The organism is Paeniglutamicibacter sp. MACA_103 (assembly GCF_045798555.1).
Lineage (GTDB): Bacteria > Actinomycetota > Actinomycetes > Actinomycetales > Micrococcaceae > Paeniglutamicibacter.
Map to the genome: position 1 here is coordinate 165,719 of NZ_JBIXLN010000001.1, position 16,545 is coordinate 182,263.

Here is a 16,545-nt window from a genome sequence, read left to right on the forward strand (position 1 = left end):
ACAAGGAAAGCCCATGGGCAGCAACCTCTTTGACCTCACCGGGCGCATCGCGCTGGTCACCGGATCCTCGCGCGGCATCGGCCGGGAACTGGCGGCCGGCCTGGCCGACGCCGGTGCCACCCTCGTGCTGCACGGACGCAATCCCGAGACCCTGGCGGCCACGGCGGCCGAATTCACGGCCCGCTACGGCGCGGAGCGCATCTTCTCCTACGCCTTCGACGTCACCGACGCCGCGGCCGTGGCGCGGAACATCGCCGCCATCGAGGCCGAGGTGGGCCCGCTGCGCATCCTGGTGAACAACGCCGGCATCCAGCACCGCGTCCCGATGCTGGACCTCGACGTGGCGGACTGGCAGCGCGTGCTGGACACCAACCTGACCAGCGCGTTCCTGGTGGGCCGCGAGGCCGCCCGCGGCATGCTGGAGCGCGGGGAAGGCAAGATCATCAACATCTGCTCCGTGCAGACGGACCTGGCCCGACCCACCATTTCCGCCTACACGGCCGCCAAGGGCGGGTTGCGCAACCTGACCCGGGCCATGACGGCCGAGTGGGCGTCCGGCGGGCTGCAGGTCAACGGCATCGCCCCGGGCTACATCCACACCGAGATGACCCAGAACCTGGTGGACGACGAGAAGTTCAACTCCTGGATCCTGGGCCGCACCCCGGCCGGGCGCTGGGGCACCGTGGCCGACCTGGCCGGACCCGCCGTGTGGCTGGCCTCGGACGGCTCGAACTACGTCAACGGCCAGACCATCTTCATCGACGGAGGCATGACAGTTGTCGTCTAACACCACCACCGCCACCGCGGTCGTCGCCCACGCCGCCGGCGACCTGCGGGTCGAGGCCATCGAGGTGCCGGCGCCCGCCGCCGACGAGGCGCAAATCGCGATCGCCTACGGCGGGATCTGCGGATCGGACCTGCACTACTGGATGCACGGCGCCGCGGGGGAGTCCATCCTCAAGGCCCCCATGGTGCTGGGCCACGAGATCGTCGGCACCGTGAGCGTGGCGGCGGCCGACGGCAGCGGCCCGGCCGCGGGGACCCGTGTCGCCGTTCACCCGGCCACCCCCGGCGGCACCGGCGCCCGCTATCCCGAGGAGCGGCCCAACCTGTCCCCGGGCTGCACCTACCTGGGCTCCGCGGCGCGCTTCCCGCACACCGAGGGCGCGTTTGCCACCATGGCCAACCTGCCGTCGCGGATGCTGCGCGAGCTGCCCGAAGGGCTTTCGCTGCGCGATGCGGCGCTGGCCGAGCCGGCCGCCGTGGCCTGGCACGCGGTCGCGCGCGCCGGGGACGTCGCCGGCAAGCGAGTCATGGTCATCGGCGCCGGACCCATCGGTGCCCTGGCAGTCGCGGTGCTCAAGCGCGCCGGAGCGGCCGAGATCATCGCGGTGGACATGTTCGAAAGGCCGCTGCAGATCGCGACGGCCGCCGGCGCTTCGGCCACGCTGAAGGCCGACGACGTTGAGGCCATCGCCGCCGTCGAGGCCGACGTGGTCATCGAGGCCAGCGGCAATGACCGCGGCCTGGCCTCGGCGGTGCGCGGCGCCGCGCGCGGAGGGCGCATCGTCATGGTCGGACTGTTGCCCTCGGGCGAGCAGCCCGCCCTGATCTCCCTGGCCATCACCCGGGAACTCGAGCTGGTCGGGTCCTTCCGTTTCAACGACGAGATCGACCACGTGCTGGCCGCGCTGGCCGACGGAACGCTCGATGTCTCGGCCATCGTCACCCACGAGTTCGGCGTCGACGATGCCCTTGCGGCCTTCGCCGTGGCGAAGAACTCCGCTGAATCGGGCAAGGTCCTGCTGAAGTTCTAGCCGCGCGATCCGTCGGCCAAGAATCCAGGCGCATCCATAAGCCAAGGCGCCGCCCCGGTCCGAACTTCGAGAACCGGGGCGGCGCCTCGTTGCTTAACCACCGCTGCGGGAGGCGTTTCGGCGCGGTGCCGGCGTCCCCGGCGGTGCTTCGGGCTTTGCCGCCGGTTCACCAGGGGGCGGGATCTTGGTCGTTGATCGCCAGCGGGCCAAGTGGATCGGCGTCGGGGTTGGTCAGCACCGATGCGGCCGCCTGCCGGAATTCTTTCATGGCATGACGCCAATATTCCGCGGGTGCAAATCCGCAGGCGCGCAGCGCCGGGGCGTGGTCGAGGGCAAGCACGGTCGAGGCCCCGGCAGCGACGATGCCCCAGGCCAGCCCGACGGCCAGCCGTCCCGCACGGGGAGTACGGCGGAAACCTTGGCGCAATCGATCGATCTGGAAACGGATATGGTCCCGCTCGTCGGTGGCAATCCGGCGGCCAATGCCGCGCAGGACCGGATCCGGGGCGCGTTCGGCAATCGCGGTGAAATAGCCCATGGCCACCGACTCGACGATCAGGAACAGGCCAAGTTCGGTGCGCAGCCCGAGCATCCGGCGCAGGACGGTAAACGCGGCGTCCGACCAGTGCGCCTCGATGCTGGGGGCATCCAGGTGGTCCAGGCCGCGGCGGAAAAGCGCGGAGTGTTTCTGCTCCTCGGCCACCAGCAGTCCAAGTGCTGCCAGGTACGTCGGGTCCCCTTCGAGCGCCGCCTTGGCCAGGAGGTGCTTGCCGTCGCCGCTTTCGCCGATCTCAAAGCGCTGGAACGAGCGGATGAACGCCCGCCTGGTGGGTTCGTCGAGGGTTGTCGGCTGGTCCCAGTCGATCCCCGCTTCGAGCCGCCGCTGACGCTCCGGGTTGGACCGAAAATGCGCAAGCCAGCTTGCGAAGGCGGCGGGTCGCTGCTTCCCGGTCGATGCTGTTTTCCCGCTGAGTGGTTTGGTCATCGTGTCTCCAATCCGTGGCACGCCCCAGGGCATGCCGTGAGCATGAATGTGATGTGTCGCGCCGGGACTCGGCGCGTGAAGCGCAGGTTGAGGTGATGCGGTGGACGGGGTTCGTGTTGCCCGGCCGCCCGGCAGATCAGGAGGTCGTCGGGGTCTCGCTATCGTCGGGGACCCAACGCAGGACGTCCCCCGGCTGGCACTCCAGGACCCGGCAGATGGCATCGAGGGTGCTGAACCGCACGGCCTTCGCCCTCCCGTTCTTGAGGACGGCGATGTTCGCCGGGGAAATCCCGACGGCCTCGGCGAAGTCGTTCACCGAAATCCTTCGCCTCGCGAGTTCGACGTCGATGTCCACGATGATGGCCATTACACGACCTCCGCGAGCTCGTTTTCGAGCGTGGTGGCACTGCGGAGCAATCCCCGCATGACCATCATGAGCAGGACGATGGAGGCGCCGGCGATGCCCGCCGCGGCCACCGCCAGATACAGGCCGGGCCCTCCGACCCGGACGACGAACAGGAGATGGACACCCGCAAACAGGGTGAGGAAGGTCAGGGCCATGGCCGCGCCGATGATGACATCGACCCAGCGGAAGGAATGTTCCGTGAAGATCGCGCCTCGGTACACCATTGACAGCAGTACCCAGGTGGCGATCAGTCCCACCTGGACGCAGGCGATCCCCATGATGCCAATGACCGTGTAGGGGCCCGCCAGGAAGGCAACCTCGGGAAGATCCGTCGCCGATCCGGTCGCGAAACCGGGGATGACAAACACCTGGCCGACGACCAAGACCAGGAAGATGAGCGCGAGCAACACGCGCAGGGCGAGGATGACAGATCGTTTCATATATCGAGTATCGATAGGTATCTATCGATTGTCAATCGTCGACGTGGCCTGCCGGTCAAACGTGGCGCGGCGGGCTAGCTGTGTGGCTGGGGGAAGAGCCGTGGCCTATCGGCCCACACGCCGCAGATTTCCTGGTTGGTGCGGCGCATGATCAGTTCCATGGATTCGCGTGCCCGGTGCGGTTCGTGGGCGGAAATCGCGTCGGCGACCGCCTGGTGCCAAGCCAGCGCCTCCTCGTGGGGGCGTTCGGGCATCAAGCCGAGTTCGGTGCGGCCGCGCAGCGTCTCGCCGATCGGATTGGCCAGGTTTGCGAACATCTCGTTACCCGATGCCGCAAGCACCAGTGCGTGGAAGCGGATGTCCAGCTCCAGGAACGCCTCGAGGTCCCCGGAACGGCCGGCGTGGCGCATCCGGGCCGCCAGGTTCAGCAGCTCTCCGCAAAATTCGGGCGGCGCATGCTCGGCCGCCAGCTCGGCGGCCATGGGTTCGACGGCAACGCGCAGCTCGGTGAGCGAGCGCAATTGCGCGCCCTGTCCGTCCCCTGCCAGGCGCCACCTGATGACCAGCGGGTCAAAGGGGTTCCAGTGCTCAGCGGCCAACACCCGGATCCCGACACGTTTGGTGGAAAGCACCAGCCCAGCCGAGGCCAGCACGCGGACGGCCTCGCGGACGACGGAGCGGGAGACGCCCAATTCGCTCTCCAGCTCGGAGGCCAGGATCACCTCGCCGGCGGGCAGGGATCCGTCGACAATGCGGCTTCCGAGATGGTCGACGGCTCGTTGGTGCAGGCTATTGGGCATGACCCAATCCTATCGGCAAACAACAACGCAAAATCCCCAGTGAACACGCAATAAAGCACGTGTTTCCGGGGCAACTTATGGCAACGAAGCGTGTTCTTCTGGCAATGGACACGCCTGACAAACTAAAGTGGGTAGAAGTCACGGAGCCGTGCCCGGCGCTCCTTCGTGCCGGTATTCGCCCGGCCCAGCAAAATCGCAACGATGGAGACTTCATGCCTGCACAGATTGGCGTCACCGGCCTAGCCGTCATGGGCGCAAACCTCGCCCGCAACTTCGCCCGCAACGGATACACCGTCGCGCTGCACAACCGCTCGGTCGCCAAGACCGACGCGCTGCTGGCGGCCCACGGCGACGAGGGCGACTTCATCCGCACCGAGACCCTGGAAGAGCTGGTCCAGAACCTCGAGACCCCGCGCCGCGTGCTGATCATGGTCAAGGCCGGCGGCCCCGTCGACTCGGTCATCGATTCGTTGGTCCCGCTGCTGGACGAGGGTGACATCATCATCGACGGCGGCAACTCCAACTTTGTCGACACCCGCCGCCGCGAGGCCGCACTGGCGGAAAAGGGCCTGCACTTCGTGGGCGTCGGCGTTTCCGGCGGCGAAGAGGGCGCCCTGCTCGGCCCCTCCATCATGCCCGGCGGCTCCAAGCAGTCCTACGACGCGCTGGGCCCGATGCTGGAAAAGATCTCCGCCAAGGCCATCGACGGAGCCCCGTGCTGCGCCTGGATCTCCACCGACGGTGCCGGCCACTTCGTGAAGATGGTCCACAACGGCATCGAATACGCCGACATGCAGGTCATCGGCGAGGCCTACGACCTGCTGCGCACCGGCGCCGGCCTCGAGCCCGCCGCGCAGGCAGAGATCTTCGAGGAATGGAACAAGGGCGAGCTCGCCTCCTTCCTCATCGAAATCACCGCCGAGGTCCTGGCGCACACCGACGCCAAGACCGGCAAGCCGCTGGTCGACGTCATCGTCGACTCCGCAGGCCAGAAGGGCACCGGCCGCTGGACCGTGCAGTCCGCCCTGGACCTCGGTTCCCCGACCTCGGCCATCGCCGAGTCCGTGTTCGCCCGCGGCCTGTCCTCGCAGCGCGAGATGCGCGCCATCGGCCAGGAAGTTCTTCAGGGCCACGAGGTCGCCGTGGAACTGGGCGAGAACTTCGTCGAGGACGTGCGCCAGGCGCTCTTCGCCTCCAAGCTGGTCTCCTACGCCCAGGGCCTGGACATGCTCACGAGCGCCGGCAAGGAATACAACTGGGAGCTGAAGCTCGACGAGATCGCCTCGCTCTGGCGCGAGGGCTGCATCATCCGCGCCGCCCTGCTGGCCGACATCACCAAGGCCTACGCCGCGGACGAAAAGCCGGCGAACCTGCTCTTCGCCCCGGCCTTCGCCGAGGCCATCGCCGCCGCGGTTCCGGCCTGGCGCCGCGTGGTTGCCACCGCCGTCCAGCTGGGCGTGCCGGTTCCGGTGTTCTCCTCCTCGCTGGCCTACTACGACGGCCTGCGCCGCAAGCGCCTGCCGGCCGCGCTGACCCAGGGCCTGCGCGACCTCTTCGGTGCGCACACCTACAACCGCGTCGACGTCGAGGGCTCGTTCCACACCCAGTGGAGCGGCGACAAGACCGAGATCGAAGCCGAAGACACCCACTAGTCTTCACCTGCTTCACCGCACGAGGTGGTGTCCCCGGATCTCCGGGGGCACCACCTCGTGCTTTTGGCGGGCATGCAAAAGCGGTGCCGCCGCCGGCCCCCGGAGGGACGGGCAGCGACACCGCCAGGCGTTGGAACCGGTGGAGGCTAGATCCACATGGCCGGATCGATGTATTCGGCCGGGTCGACGGCCGGGGCGTGCTCCTCGGCGGTGCGCGGACGGTTCTTCGCCGGGATCCCGGTGATGATGGAATCCGCCGGCGCGTCCTTGACCACCACGGCGTTGGCGCCGATGGCCGAATCCGCGCCGATCACGATCGGGCCCAGCACCTTGGCGCCGGCACCGATGACCACGCGGTCCCCGATGGTCGGGTGGCGCTTGACCTTGGCCAGCGAACGCCCGCCCAGGGTCACCCCGTGGTAGATCATGACGTCGTCGCCGATCTCCGCGGTCTCCCCGATGACCACGCCCATGCCGTGGTCGATGAAGAAGCGCCGGCCGATGGTGGCCCCGGGGTGGATCTCGATCCCGGTGAGGAAGCGGCCGGCCTGGGAGAGCAGGCGCGCCGGGAAGCGCGTCTTCGGGTTCTGCCAGAGCCGGTGGGTCAGCCGGTGGATCCAGATCGCATGCAGGCCGGAGTACGCCAGGAAGTTTTCGGCCTGGCCGCGGGCGGCGGGATCATGTGCACTCGCCCCGCGCAGGTCTTCGGCTAGTCGGGAAAGGAAGCTCACGCATTGGCCTTTGTTTGTGCGGCTTTCCGGCGCTCGGCCGGAAAGCCGCGGGTGAAGCCCGAAGCGGTGCCGGAACGGCCCGCGGTTTCCCGCGCGCCGGCCCCGGCACCGAACGGATCAGCTGTCTTAGCCACGGATGTCGTCGAAGAGCAGCGTGGAGATGTAACGCTCGCCGAAGTCGGGGATCACGGCGACGATGAGCTTGCCGGCGTTTTCCTCGCGCTTGGCGATTTCCAGGGCGCCCCACACGGCGGCGCCGCCGGAGATGCCGCCCAGGATGCCTTCCTGCGTTCCCAGCGCGCGGGCAATGGCGACCGAGTCGTCGATCGAGGCGTCGAGCACCTCGTCGTAGAGCTCGGTGTCCAGCACCTCGGGGATGAAGTTGGCGCCCAGGCCCTGGATCTTGTGCGGGCCCGGCTTGCCGCCGTTGAGGATCGCCGAATCCTTCGGTTCCACCGCGATGACCTGCAGGCCTTCCTTCTGGCTCTTCAGGAAGCGGCCGGCGCCGGTGATGGTGCCGCCGGTGCCGATGCCCGCGACGAAGATGTCGATCTCCCCGGCGGTGTCTTCCCAGATCTCCGGGCCGGTGGTTGCCGCGTGGACCTCGGGGTTCGCGACATTGGCGAACTGCTGGGCCCAGATGGCGTTCTCGGTGGTGGCGACGATTTCCTTGGCCTTCTCCACCGCGCCGCGCATGCCCTCGGAGCCCGGGGTCAGCACGATCTCGGCGCCGAAGGCGCGCAGCATGACGCGGCGCTCGGTGCTCATGGTCTCGGGCATGGTCAGCACGACCTTGTAGCCGCGGGCCGCGCCCACCATGGCCAGCGCGATGCCGGTGTTGCCACTGGTGCCCTCGACGATGGTGCCGCCCGGGCGCAGGTCCCCGGAGGCCTCGGCGGCGTCAACGATGGCCACGCCGATGCGGTCCTTGACCGAGTTGGCCGGGTTGTAGAATTCCAGCTTCACCGCGATGTTGCCCGGAAGCCCGGCACCCAGTCGGTTCAGGCGCACCAGCGGGGTGCGGCCAACAATTTGCGTGACGTCGTTGTAGATCTTCGACATGGTGTCCTTTTGTCCTTGGGTGTGGGAGCGGGATGAGCCGTGCGGGCACTCTCCCGGCAGGCAACGGCGTGCCGGGAGGTTCGTGTACAAGCCTAGTCAGGACCGCTCGGCGGCGGGTTCCTCGAGCCATGTTGCGTAATATTTCCTGGCCTTCGCCAGTTTCGGGTCGATGATGACCCTGCAGTACCCCTCGTCGGGGAACCGGTTGTAGTAGTCCTGGTGGATTCCCTCGGCCACGAAGAAGTCCGCCGGCTCCTCGAACGAGGTCACCAGCGGATCGGGATACAGGCGGGCGAACTTCCGCGCGCTTTCGCGGAATACCGCCTCCTGCCCGGCGTCCAGGGGGAACATCGCCGAGCGGTACTGGGTGCCGACATCGTAGCCCTGGCGGTTGAGCGTCGTGGGGTCGTGGGTCGTGAAGAACATGTCAAGTATGACCTCGTCCGGAACGACGGCGGGGTCGAATGTTACGGCAACCGCCTCCGCGTGTCCCGTATTGCCGCCGCAGACGCTGCGGTAGTTCGGCGCCGGGTCGGTGCCGCCGGTGTACCCGGAGACCACCGCGCGGACGCCGCGCGTACGGTGGTAGACCGCATCGAGGCACCAAAAACAGCCGCCGGCCAGTACAAACGTGCTCAGCTCCTGCCCTTCGGGGCCCCGGGTCGTGGGCAGGAAGCGGATCGGGGTGCTGGAAATTGAGAAGTCGTTCACACCTACACTCAAGCACGGGCACCGCGAATTCATTCCCGACTGCGCCTCCGGCGTGCCGGCGGGCAAGTGCGCGCAACCCGTCGCGCGCACATGCGGGCATTCCCCGCCGCTGCGGATACGGTAGAAGCATGCAGAGCAACAAGCAGCAGCCCCACGGCATGCGTATCGTCTCCGGGCCGGGAACGGCCGACCAGGAATCCGCCGACACCGCAAACACGGAGGCAGCCCCCGCGGGCACCGGCACCGGGGCAGCCGCTTCGGCACCGTCGACGCCTGCGGGAAACACCCCGGGGCCCGATGCACCCAAGGATTCCGCAGTGGCGGCGCCCGGCGAGGCCATCGCCTCAGACACCGCGTCGCTTGCGGTTCCCTCCGCGGATCCGGAACCGGGTCTGGCGGATGCCGCCCTGTCCACGCCCACCCTCGGCCAGGTGCTGGTTGCCGTCGAGGAACTCTGGCCGGCCTCGCTGGCGGAGGACTGGGACACCGTGGGACCCGTGGTCGGGCGCCCGCAGCGCGAGGTCAAGCGCATCATGTTCGCCGTGGACCCCACCCTCGAGGTCGTGGCCGACGCCGTGGCCCGCGGCACCGACCTGCTGATCACCCACCACCCGCTGCTGCTGCGCCCGGTCAACTCCGTGGCCGCCACCGGGTTCAAGGGCGAGGCCGTGCACCTGCTCATTGAATCCGGCTGCGCCCTGGTCACCGCCCACACCAACGCGGATTCGGCCATCGGCGGGGTCTCCGACGTGCTGGCGGACATCTTCGGGCTCACCGACACCCAGCCGCTGGCGCCCTCCAAGGACGGCCTGCCGGAGGAGGGCATCGGCCGCGTCGGGATGCTGCCCGAGCCGCTGCAGCTGCACGAGTTCGCCTCCCGCGTCTTCTCCGCGATGCCGGCGGTGGCCGGGGGAGTGCGGGTGGCCGGGGAACGTGCCGGGATCGTGCGCAAGGTCGCGGTCTGCGGCGGCGCGGGGGATTCGCTCTTCGACGCCGTACGCGCCTCCGAGGCCGACGTCTACGTCACCGCAGACCTGCGCCACCACCCCGCCTCCGAGGCCCGCGAGGCCGCGCTGAACGGCAAGCCCTACCTCATCGACGTCTCCCACTTCGCCTCCGAATGGCTCTGGCTGCCCACCGCGGCCGACGCGCTGAAGAACGTGCTCCATGATCTGGGGCACGACGTGGAGGTCGCGGTCTCGGCCATCAACACCGACCCCTGGGACTTCATCCTTACCCCGTAACAGGTCGACTCCACCCGCCTGCCTCGATGCGGTGCGTGCTCCCCGCTCCCGGATTTCCCGGGCCGGGAGCGCGCACCGCATCTTTTGTTTCCACGCCGTTCCTGCCCGCGTGGACGGCCCGCCGGGTTATCCACAGATGCTGTGGCGGTGGTGGCGGGCACCGACGTCCAGCGAGCACCATGGATCCCATGGACGCACCGGCCGGCATCATCGACTCGGCCCTCGCAGCACTCTGCGGGGTCCTGGGGACGGGCACCGGAACACCTTCCGGTCCCGGCACCCCCGTCGATCCGCTGCGCCTGTTGGCCGCCGTTGACCTGGTCGCCCGCCGCCTGTTGGAGGAGGCAGCCGGCTCCGCGTCCGGATCCCCGGTGCGGGCCGCCGCGTTGGCGCAACTGGCCGAACGCCTCTTCCGCACCGGGTCCTACGGGCAGGTCCTGGCCGCCGGCACCTGCGAGGCCGCCGAGGTCCACACCCTCACCGAGGTGCCGCTGGCCGAAACCAACCGGGTGCTGGAAGACGCGGCCGGTTTTGCCGCCGGCACCAGCGGCCTGCCGGCGGATGCGGTGACCGGCCCCGACCGCAAGCCCCTGCACCGCGACACCGCCGAGTTCCTCAAGAACCAACTGCACCTGAGCTATTTCCAGGCTGCCCACCGCGTTAGCACCCACGCCCGGCTCATGGAGCACACGGGCCCGGACGGCACCACGCTGCCGCCGACCTTCCCGCACCTCGGCCGGGCGCTGGCCGGCGGTTCCTCCGATCCCAAGGTCCTGGCCAATGCGGCTGCGAAGCTCGCCGCCTTGGAACCGTCCCTGGACGCGCAACCGGACCCGGAGAAGGCCCGCGCCGCGTTGGAGGAACAGGTTGCCCGCACCCTGCACACCGCCGACGAGGCCGCGGTCGGCAGGCTCCTGAAGCAGGTGGCCATCGACCTCGAGCACACCAGCGTCGAGGGGCAGGAGGCCGCAAGGGCCCGGTTCGAGGGGCTGCGCTTTCGCTGCCACAAACCCGCTGGGTACATCTGGGAGCTCACCACCGACGCCGAGGGCCACGAGACGCTCTGCACCCTGGCCGACGACCTGAACAATCCCCGTACCGCCTCCGGCACTCCCGCCACCCCGGAAGCCATCGCCCAGGCAGCGCTCTTTGACGAGGCCGGAATCCCTGGCCCGGCAAACGGCGCCGAAGCCATTGAACGCGCCGAAGACGCCGAAAACGCCCCCGAGATTCCCGCTTGGGCAGTCAACCCCGACGTCCCCGCCGGGCAGCGTCCCCGGGCCGGATTCAACGATGTCGGCAAGCCGCTGCCGTGCTCCAACCCCTACGGCCTGCCCGAGAACGACCAATACCCCGGCGAGACCCGAGACGATGCGAACGCCAGGCGCCGCGCCCAACGCCTCTCTGCTGCACTGTTCGAGGCCCTGCGCTCCTGGATGGACCCTGCAGCCGCTGCCCCCGGGATGCCGTTGAACTCCCGCATCGAACTGTTGGTCATGATCGACTACGCCGCGCTCACCGGTGCCCTGGAAGCCGCCGGGTTCACCAGCCACGGCCAGAACATCTCCGCCGCCGCCGCCCGCCGCCTGGCCTGCAACGCCGGGATCACCCCGGTGGTCATGGGCGGGGAGAGCCAGCCCCTGGATGTGGGCCGGCGCAAACGCTTCTTCACCAAAGGCCAGAAGCGTGCCATCGCCGCCCGCGACCGAGGCTGCGCCAACCCCGGATGCTCCATGCCCGTCCACCGCTGCGAGGCCCACCACATCAAGCCCTTCTCCGAAGGCGGCATGACCAACGTGAGCTGCGGGCTGTTGCTCTGCATTCGGTGCCACACCGCCTTCCACGCAGGGCATTTCGGCATCCGGGTCGTGGACGGCATTCCGCACGTCGTCCTTCCCGCATCGCGCGACCCACTCCAAAGACCCAGGCGGAACTGGGTCTTCCATCCCGAAGCCGCAGCCGCCTGAAACTCCACTCCCGCCACAAGGCGAGCCTCCCGCGACGCCGTGCCGCCTGCCGCCGCACCTGGCTTCCAGGCCGTGCCAGGACGCGGCCGGCGACGCCATCGGCAGACACCGGCGGGTCACATTCCCCCCAAGGTTCCCCGACTGGCTACTGTTGTGGCTAAGCGATCACTGATCGCCAAATGCACATCGGGAACGGCAGCGCCACGGCGCGCACAGCGGAGGTCAGCATGGCAAAGGCAGCACCGGCGGAACAGCTTCGACTCTTGGACGTGGCGGCGCTCGATTCGCAGGCCACCAAGCTCACCCGCCAGATCGCCGAGGCCACCGCGGACGCACAACTCGCCGCAGCCCAGGGCGCCCTCGAGGAGGCCCGCGCCGCACAGGCCGAGGTGCAGATCGAGCTAGACGCCGCAGCGGCGGCACTCAAGGAATCCGAGCTGGCCGTGGAAAAGGTCGTGGCCCACATCGGCAAGGACCAGAAGCGCATCGATGCCGGTGCCGGAACGCACCAGGACCTGATGGCACTGTCCCACGAAATCGACTCGCTCACCGTCCGCCGCAACGACCTTGAAGACACCGAGCTTGAGCTCATGTCCGCTCTCGAGGACGTGCAGGAGCGGGCCGCACAGGCGCAGGCCGTCACCGCCACCCGCGCCGGCGAGCACGCGGAGCACCTGGCGCGCCGCGATGCCGCCGTTGCCGCGTTGCAGGACCAGCTTGCCGAATCCCGGGCCGCCCGCGCCACGCTGGTGGCCACCTTCGATGAAACACTCATCACCATCTACGAGAGGCTGCGCACCCGCAATGGCATCGGCGCGGCCCGCCTTTTCCACGGCACCTCCGAGGCCAGCGGCATCGCCCTGTCCGCGGGCGACCTGGGGGAGATCAAGGCAGCGCCGGCCGACGAGCTGGTCTTCTGCCCCGACACCGGCGCCATCCTGGTGCGCAGCGAAGAATGGGGAGCATAGGCCACCACGCGGCCCATGTCCGTGAAAGTGCGCCCCGTACCGGGCGGCTGCACCACACGGAGATCTGGGTCCGCGACATGGCCGCGTCCCGGGACACTCTCGGCTGGCTGTTCGAGGAACTTGGCTACACGCCGGGGGATTCCTGGAAGGACGGAACCAGCTACGTCGGGGCGCATGACTACATTGTGCTGGAATCGGGCCCCGATGTGCTCGGCGAGCCCCATCGAAGGAAGGCACCGGGCGTCAACCACCTGGCCTTCTCCGCCGGATCGCGCCGCAGGGTCGACGAAATCACTTCGCAGGCCCTGTCCCGTGGCTTTGTTTTGCTCTTTGCCGAGGCCCACCCGTATGCCGGTGGCCCGGCACACTACGCGTCCTACCTGGAGGATCCGGCCGGGTTTGAAATCGAGCTGGTTGCCGATATGGCGGGTACCGATGGACCCGACATCGCCGAACCCCAAGGGGCAGGTTCCAATCCCGCAGGTTAGTTTCCGACGGCCCTGAAGGCGTGGTCCCCCGGCAGGATGATGTTCAGCTGGTGCGCCTTGCGTGGGGTGCCGGGCACCAGCTCGGCTTCCCAGCGTTCGCGCGCCGCGTCCAGCAATTCGGTCGGCGTCGTGACCTCGGACCCTCGGGTGAGCAGATGCGATGCCAGCTCGCCGCGGGTGTGCTTGGCGAAGTGCGAAACGACTTTGCGCACGCCTCCGCGCAACTGGAACACCGAGACGCTCACGCTGTTGGCTGCCGGCGGCGCCCACGCCGCGGCATAGGTGCTGGAACGGCAATCAACCACCAAATCGTCTCCGGCCCGTGCGTTGAGGACCGGCGCCAGCTTCGGCTTCCACCAGCTGGCGAGCTTTCCGATCTCGGGCAGTTTCACCGACATGGACAACCGGTATGCCGGGATCCGGTCGGCAAAACCCACGGCTCCCCACAGCGCGGAGATCACCAGGATGCTCGCATCCGCACGAGCGCGGGCCGCGGCATCGAGTCGTTCATAGCCCAGCGCCTCAAACAGCACACCGGTGTATACGGTGTGGGCGGCGGCCGCGGGTTCGGTGTGCAATTCGATGTTGCGCGTCACCTCGGCAACCAACGACTTGCCCACGCCGAGCACCTCGAGCGCGTCGTCGGCGCGTGAGACCTGGGCCAGGGCCGCCAACAACTGGTGTCGATGCGGATTCAGTTCGGGGAACTGCAACGCATCGGCATCGAAGGGGTCGCCATTGCCGGCGGGTTCTTTGCCCTCGGAGGGCGGAAGCAAAATCAGCACCGGTCCAGCCTAGTCTTCCGGCCGCCCATTCCCTGATTCGACTACGCCGCCAACCACCAGACGGCACTTCTCCGGCTGTCAGGTGCAAAGCACAATCCAAATGCGACTAGACTTGAGCGCTGGACGGGATGGCCAGACGATCGCGTGCCACGCAAGTGGCCCGAGGAACGTCCGGGCTCCACAGAACAGGGTGGTGGGTAACGCCCACTCGGGGTAACCCGCAGGCCAGTGCCACAGAAAATAGACCGCCCGCACTTGTGCGGGTAAGGGTGAAACGGTGGTGTAAGAGACCACCAGCGCTCCGGGTGACCGGAGCGGCTAGGTAAACCCCACCCGGAGCAAGGTCAGACAGACTACTGGGTTGTTCGCTCAATGTAGTCGGGTGGACCGCTTGAGGGTGTCGGCAACGGCACTCCTAGATAGATGATCGTCACCGCGATTCGGGTAACCGACCGCGGCACAAAACCCGGCGTACGCGCCATCCCGTCCTCCACAAGCCGCCGAATCCCTTGAAACGACAGGGAAGCAGTGGCTTTTTGAGCGCCATGTTGTTGTCGAAGGTGCTCCCCAATTCCCCTGGCGTGTCGGCGCGCATCCGCCACAAGACCGCCGCGGGCTTGCGGCGCTCACGGCCGGACTCGCCCGCATCTCCACGACCAAAGACCCGTGGCGGGCCAACGCAATGCGTGCCCGCACAGCACTTCCGCTCACAGGCACCCGGCCCATGCTTCCCACAGCACGTACGTGCCGGGTTGAGCAACCGAATCCGACTCACTACACTTTGTCCTGCAGAATTCGACGCTCGAAAGGACACCGCCTTGCACCAGCTGGACCTGATCCGCGCGGCCGCAGAAGATGTGGCCTCCGCCCGCATTCTCCTGAACGAACGAATCGAGGCGCTCAACGCCATCGTGGCCACCGCCCTGGACCATGACGTTCCCGCAACCGACGTCGCAGAAGCCGCCCACGCGGCGCAGCTCCCTGGGACCGAGGGCTTCCCGCTGGCCGCGAATCGGCTACTGCCCGCCTGAAAATCCCCCGGCCGCGGGGCAACGGGTGCCACGCGGCCGGCCGGTGCCCCGGCATTAGACTGAAGACATGGAGTGGCTTTTCTGGCTTATCGCAACACCCGTGCTGTGCATCGGGCTGCTGTGGGCCGCGTCGAAGTTCACCTTCCCGGCCGACGGTGGCGGCAGCGGTGCCTCGGGGCTCTTCGATGCCTTGAACAACTTCTACAAGCCCTCCGGCTCGGCCGCGCAACAGGCCATGGAGGAGCAGAAACGACAGATCCACGAATCGGCCCAGGGCCAGGACAGGGACCCGCTCGCGGGTTTCCCGCACAGCCCGCACGGCCACCCGCACGAGGCGGCGGAGGGCACGGACGATTCGCCCGGGGAACCATGGACCCCGCGCTAGAAACAGGCGTTCAGCGAAGCGCCCCCCGGTCCGTGACGCCGATCGAAATCACCTGCAGCGACGGACAGGTGCTCCACGGGCACCTTTTCGAAACTGCCGAACATGGCGGCGACGCAGAGGCGACCGCCCGATGGGCCAAGGGCCTGGTGGTCATTGCCTGCGCAACCGGCGTGCAGGCGCGCTACTACGGCCGCTATGCCGCATTCCTGGCCGAGAACGGATTCCACGCCATCACCTTTGACTACCGGGGGATCGGCGCTTCCGCCCCGGAATCGCTGCGCGGCTTCCGGGCACGGTGGCACGACTGGGGCCGACAGGACATCGATGCGGCACTGGGCTGGGCCAGGGACTTCCGCAAGGATCTTGCGCTGCACCTGGTGGGGCACAGCTTCGGCGGATTCGGCGTGGGCCTGGCACCCGAGTCCCGCCATCTCACCCGCATCCTTACCGTTGGTGCCCAGCACGCGTACTGGCGCGACTACGCGACGGGACACCGCGCACGATTCATCGCCAGATGGCACCTTGCCATGCCGCTGCTGACCCTGGCGTGCGGATTCTTCCCGGGCAAGCGCCGCGCGTGGCTCGAGGACCTGCCCCGGGGTGTCGCCTTGGACTGGGCGCGCAGCCGCAAGGACTTCACGTTGAACGTGGCGCCCGGGCTGCGGGAACAGCTGCGCACCTCACAGCGCGAACTGCGGGCGCCGATCCTTGCGGTCGCAGCGACCGATGACCCCTATGCTTCCGGCACCGCGATCGACCGCGCCCTGGCCTACACGCCACAGGCACCGTCGATCATCCGATTCCTGGAACCGCGCGACCACGGCCAGGAGGGCATCGGCCACTTCGGGCTTTTCCACGACGTGCACCAGGACGTTTTCTGGCGCCAGACCCTGGCGTGGCTCGAGCACGGCGTCGACCCGTGGACCCCGACGCAAGCAGGCCGGGCCGACTAGGGCAGACCCCGGCGCCCGGCGGCCCGGCGATCTGGAAGGTGTGAGAGACCTCACCGGCCCGAGCCGCTCATCCCCGCGCACACATACTAGAATGAGTTGCGGGCCTTAGGGCTCCACGGG

The 16,545-nt window shown here is 68.3% G+C and carries 18 protein-coding genes and 1 other RNA gene; 11 read left to right on the forward strand and 8 right to left on the reverse strand.

The genetic code is table 11. The annotated features are described in order from the left end of the window. The first annotated feature begins 13 nt into the window (after positions 1-13). Positions 14-787 carry an SDR family oxidoreductase gene (locus ACIPVK_RS00735; protein ID WP_407610066.1) on the forward strand — a complete coding sequence of 258 codons (774 nt, stop codon included), beginning with the start codon at positions 14-16 and terminating at the stop codon, positions 785-787. Then, the gene (locus ACIPVK_RS00740; protein WP_407610067.1) at positions 777-1,817 is read left to right on the forward strand and encodes an L-idonate 5-dehydrogenase; all 1,041 of its coding nucleotides are present in this window, start codon (positions 777-779) and stop codon (positions 1,815-1,817) included. The genes ACIPVK_RS00735 and ACIPVK_RS00740 overlap by 11 nt, the downstream gene beginning before the upstream one ends. Positions 1,818-1,983: 166 nt before the next feature. Here the strand turns inward: ACIPVK_RS00740 and ACIPVK_RS00745 are convergent, their stop codons facing one another. The 4 genes from ACIPVK_RS00745 to ACIPVK_RS00760 all read right to left on the reverse strand — a co-directional run bounded on the left by ACIPVK_RS00745 (position 1,984) and on the right by ACIPVK_RS00760 (position 4,448). Then, positions 1,984-2,802, reverse strand: coding sequence for a ferritin-like domain-containing protein (locus tag ACIPVK_RS00745; RefSeq protein WP_407610068.1), 819 nt, complete (start codon positions 2,800-2,802; stop codon positions 1,984-1,986). Positions 2,803-2,938: 136 nt separating this feature from the next. After that, positions 2,939-3,169, reverse strand: a complete 231-nt coding sequence (locus ACIPVK_RS00750) for a helix-turn-helix domain-containing protein (RefSeq protein ID WP_407610069.1) — start codon at positions 3,167-3,169, stop codon at positions 2,939-2,941. After that, positions 3,169-3,648 (reverse strand): DUF2975 domain-containing protein, encoded by a 480-nt coding sequence (locus ACIPVK_RS00755; RefSeq protein WP_407610070.1) that lies wholly within the window; start codon positions 3,646-3,648, stop codon positions 3,169-3,171. Before ACIPVK_RS00755 ends, ACIPVK_RS00750 begins: the two co-directional genes overlap by 1 nt. A 74-nt stretch (positions 3,649-3,722) precedes the next feature. Further along, positions 3,723-4,448, reverse strand: a complete 726-nt coding sequence (locus ACIPVK_RS00760) for a FadR/GntR family transcriptional regulator (protein ID WP_407610071.1) — start codon at positions 4,446-4,448, stop codon at positions 3,723-3,725. Positions 4,449-4,660: 212 nt separating this feature from the next. Here ACIPVK_RS00760 and gndA point away from each other — a divergent pair, with 212 nt between their 5' ends. Beyond that, complete coding sequence (gene gndA, locus ACIPVK_RS00765) at positions 4,661-6,100, forward strand: NADP-dependent phosphogluconate dehydrogenase (RefSeq protein ID WP_407610072.1); 1,440 nt, start codon at positions 4,661-4,663, stop codon at positions 6,098-6,100. A 146-nt stretch (positions 6,101-6,246) separates the two neighbouring features. Here the strand turns inward: gndA and epsC are convergent, their stop codons facing one another. From epsC to msrA, 3 genes are all read right to left on the reverse strand, one after another. Further along, positions 6,247-6,831, reverse strand: coding sequence for a serine O-acetyltransferase EpsC (gene epsC / locus ACIPVK_RS00770; RefSeq protein WP_407610073.1), 585 nt, complete (start codon positions 6,829-6,831; stop codon positions 6,247-6,249). Between the two features lie 126 nt (positions 6,832-6,957). Continuing rightward, the gene (gene cysK / locus ACIPVK_RS00775) at positions 6,958-7,893 is read right to left on the reverse strand and encodes a cysteine synthase A (protein ID WP_407610074.1); all 936 of its coding nucleotides are present in this window, start codon (positions 7,891-7,893) and stop codon (positions 6,958-6,960) included. 96 nt (positions 7,894-7,989) lie between these two features. Beyond that, entirely contained in the window at positions 7,990-8,532 is a 543-nt protein-coding gene (msrA, locus tag ACIPVK_RS00780; protein ID WP_407610105.1) for a peptide-methionine (S)-S-oxide reductase MsrA, read from the reverse strand. A gap of 200 nt (positions 8,533-8,732) precedes the next feature. Here msrA and ACIPVK_RS00785 point away from each other — a divergent pair, with 200 nt between their 5' ends. The 4 genes from ACIPVK_RS00785 to ACIPVK_RS00800 all read left to right on the forward strand — a co-directional run bounded on the left by ACIPVK_RS00785 (position 8,733) and on the right by ACIPVK_RS00800 (position 13,271). Next, positions 8,733-9,848 (forward strand): Nif3-like dinuclear metal center hexameric protein, encoded by a 1,116-nt coding sequence (locus ACIPVK_RS00785; RefSeq protein ID WP_407610075.1) that lies wholly within the window; start codon positions 8,733-8,735, stop codon positions 9,846-9,848. Positions 9,849-10,036: 188 nt separating this feature from the next. Next, on the forward strand, positions 10,037-11,815 hold the full coding sequence (locus ACIPVK_RS00790; protein ID WP_407610076.1) for a DUF222 domain-containing protein: 1,779 nt from the start codon (positions 10,037-10,039) through the stop codon (positions 11,813-11,815). A gap of 227 nt (positions 11,816-12,042) precedes the next feature. Beyond that, positions 12,043-12,783, forward strand: coding sequence for a zinc ribbon domain-containing protein (locus tag ACIPVK_RS00795; protein ID WP_407610077.1), 741 nt, complete (start codon positions 12,043-12,045; stop codon positions 12,781-12,783). Next, a complete protein-coding gene (locus tag ACIPVK_RS00800) occupies positions 12,771-13,271 on the forward strand; it encodes a VOC family protein (RefSeq protein ID WP_407610078.1) in 501 nt (166 codons plus the stop codon). The genes ACIPVK_RS00795 and ACIPVK_RS00800 overlap by 13 nt, the downstream gene beginning before the upstream one ends. On the opposite strand, the gene ACIPVK_RS00805 is transcribed toward ACIPVK_RS00800, so the two are convergent. Then, the gene (locus ACIPVK_RS00805) at positions 13,268-14,056 is read right to left on the reverse strand and encodes a YaaA family protein (protein ID WP_407610079.1); all 789 of its coding nucleotides are present in this window, start codon (positions 14,054-14,056) and stop codon (positions 13,268-13,270) included. The genes ACIPVK_RS00800 and ACIPVK_RS00805 overlap by 4 nt on opposite strands. A gap of 124 nt (positions 14,057-14,180) precedes the next feature. Here ACIPVK_RS00805 and rnpB point away from each other — a divergent pair. From rnpB to ACIPVK_RS00825, 4 genes are all read left to right on the forward strand, one after another. Then, positions 14,181-14,546: RNase P RNA component class A (gene rnpB, locus ACIPVK_RS00810), an RNA gene on the forward strand. Positions 14,547-14,874: 328 nt separating this feature from the next. Next, complete coding sequence (locus tag ACIPVK_RS00815) at positions 14,875-15,087, forward strand: hypothetical protein (protein ID WP_407610080.1); 213 nt, start codon at positions 14,875-14,877, stop codon at positions 15,085-15,087. Positions 15,088-15,154: 67 nt separating this feature from the next. Continuing rightward, positions 15,155-15,472, forward strand: coding sequence for a hypothetical protein (locus tag ACIPVK_RS00820; RefSeq protein ID WP_407610081.1), 318 nt, complete (start codon positions 15,155-15,157; stop codon positions 15,470-15,472). Positions 15,473-15,504: 32 nt separating this feature from the next. After that, positions 15,505-16,425: an alpha/beta fold hydrolase gene (locus ACIPVK_RS00825; protein WP_407610082.1), complete on the forward strand. Its 921-nt coding sequence runs from the start codon at positions 15,505-15,507 to the stop codon at positions 16,423-16,425. Positions 16,426-16,545 lie beyond the last annotated feature (120 nt).

Bases quoted from the DNA above. Each gene is read 5' to 3' on its own strand.
- ACIPVK_RS00745 (WP_407610068.1), bottom strand. From the start codon at position 2,802: ATGACCAAACCACTCAGCGGGAAAACAGCATCGACCGGGAAGCAGCGA.
- ACIPVK_RS00735 (WP_407610066.1), top strand. From the start codon at position 14: ATGGGCAGCAACCTCTTTGACCTCACCGGGCGCATCGCGCTGGTCACC.
- ACIPVK_RS00760 (WP_407610071.1), bottom strand. From the start codon at position 4,448: ATGCCCAATAGCCTGCACCAACGAGCCGTCGACCATCTCGGAAGCCGC.
- ACIPVK_RS00795 (WP_407610077.1), top strand. From the start codon at position 12,043: ATGGCAAAGGCAGCACCGGCGGAACAGCTTCGACTCTTGGACGTGGCG.
- ACIPVK_RS00750 (WP_407610069.1), bottom strand. From the start codon at position 3,169: ATGGCCATCATCGTGGACATCGACGTCGAACTCGCGAGGCGAAGGATT.
- ACIPVK_RS00820 (WP_407610081.1), top strand. From the start codon at position 15,155: ATGGAGTGGCTTTTCTGGCTTATCGCAACACCCGTGCTGTGCATCGGG.
- ACIPVK_RS00800 (WP_407610078.1), top strand. From the start codon at position 12,771: ATGGGGAGCATAGGCCACCACGCGGCCCATGTCCGTGAAAGTGCGCCC.
- ACIPVK_RS00785 (WP_407610075.1), top strand. From the start codon at position 8,733: ATGCAGAGCAACAAGCAGCAGCCCCACGGCATGCGTATCGTCTCCGGG.
- ACIPVK_RS00790 (WP_407610076.1), top strand. From the start codon at position 10,037: ATGGACGCACCGGCCGGCATCATCGACTCGGCCCTCGCAGCACTCTGC.
- cysK (WP_407610074.1), bottom strand. From the start codon at position 7,893: ATGTCGAAGATCTACAACGACGTCACGCAAATTGTTGGCCGCACCCCG.
- gndA (WP_407610072.1), top strand. From the start codon at position 4,661: ATGCCTGCACAGATTGGCGTCACCGGCCTAGCCGTCATGGGCGCAAAC.
- ACIPVK_RS00755 (WP_407610070.1), bottom strand. From the start codon at position 3,648: ATGAAACGATCTGTCATCCTCGCCCTGCGCGTGTTGCTCGCGCTCATC.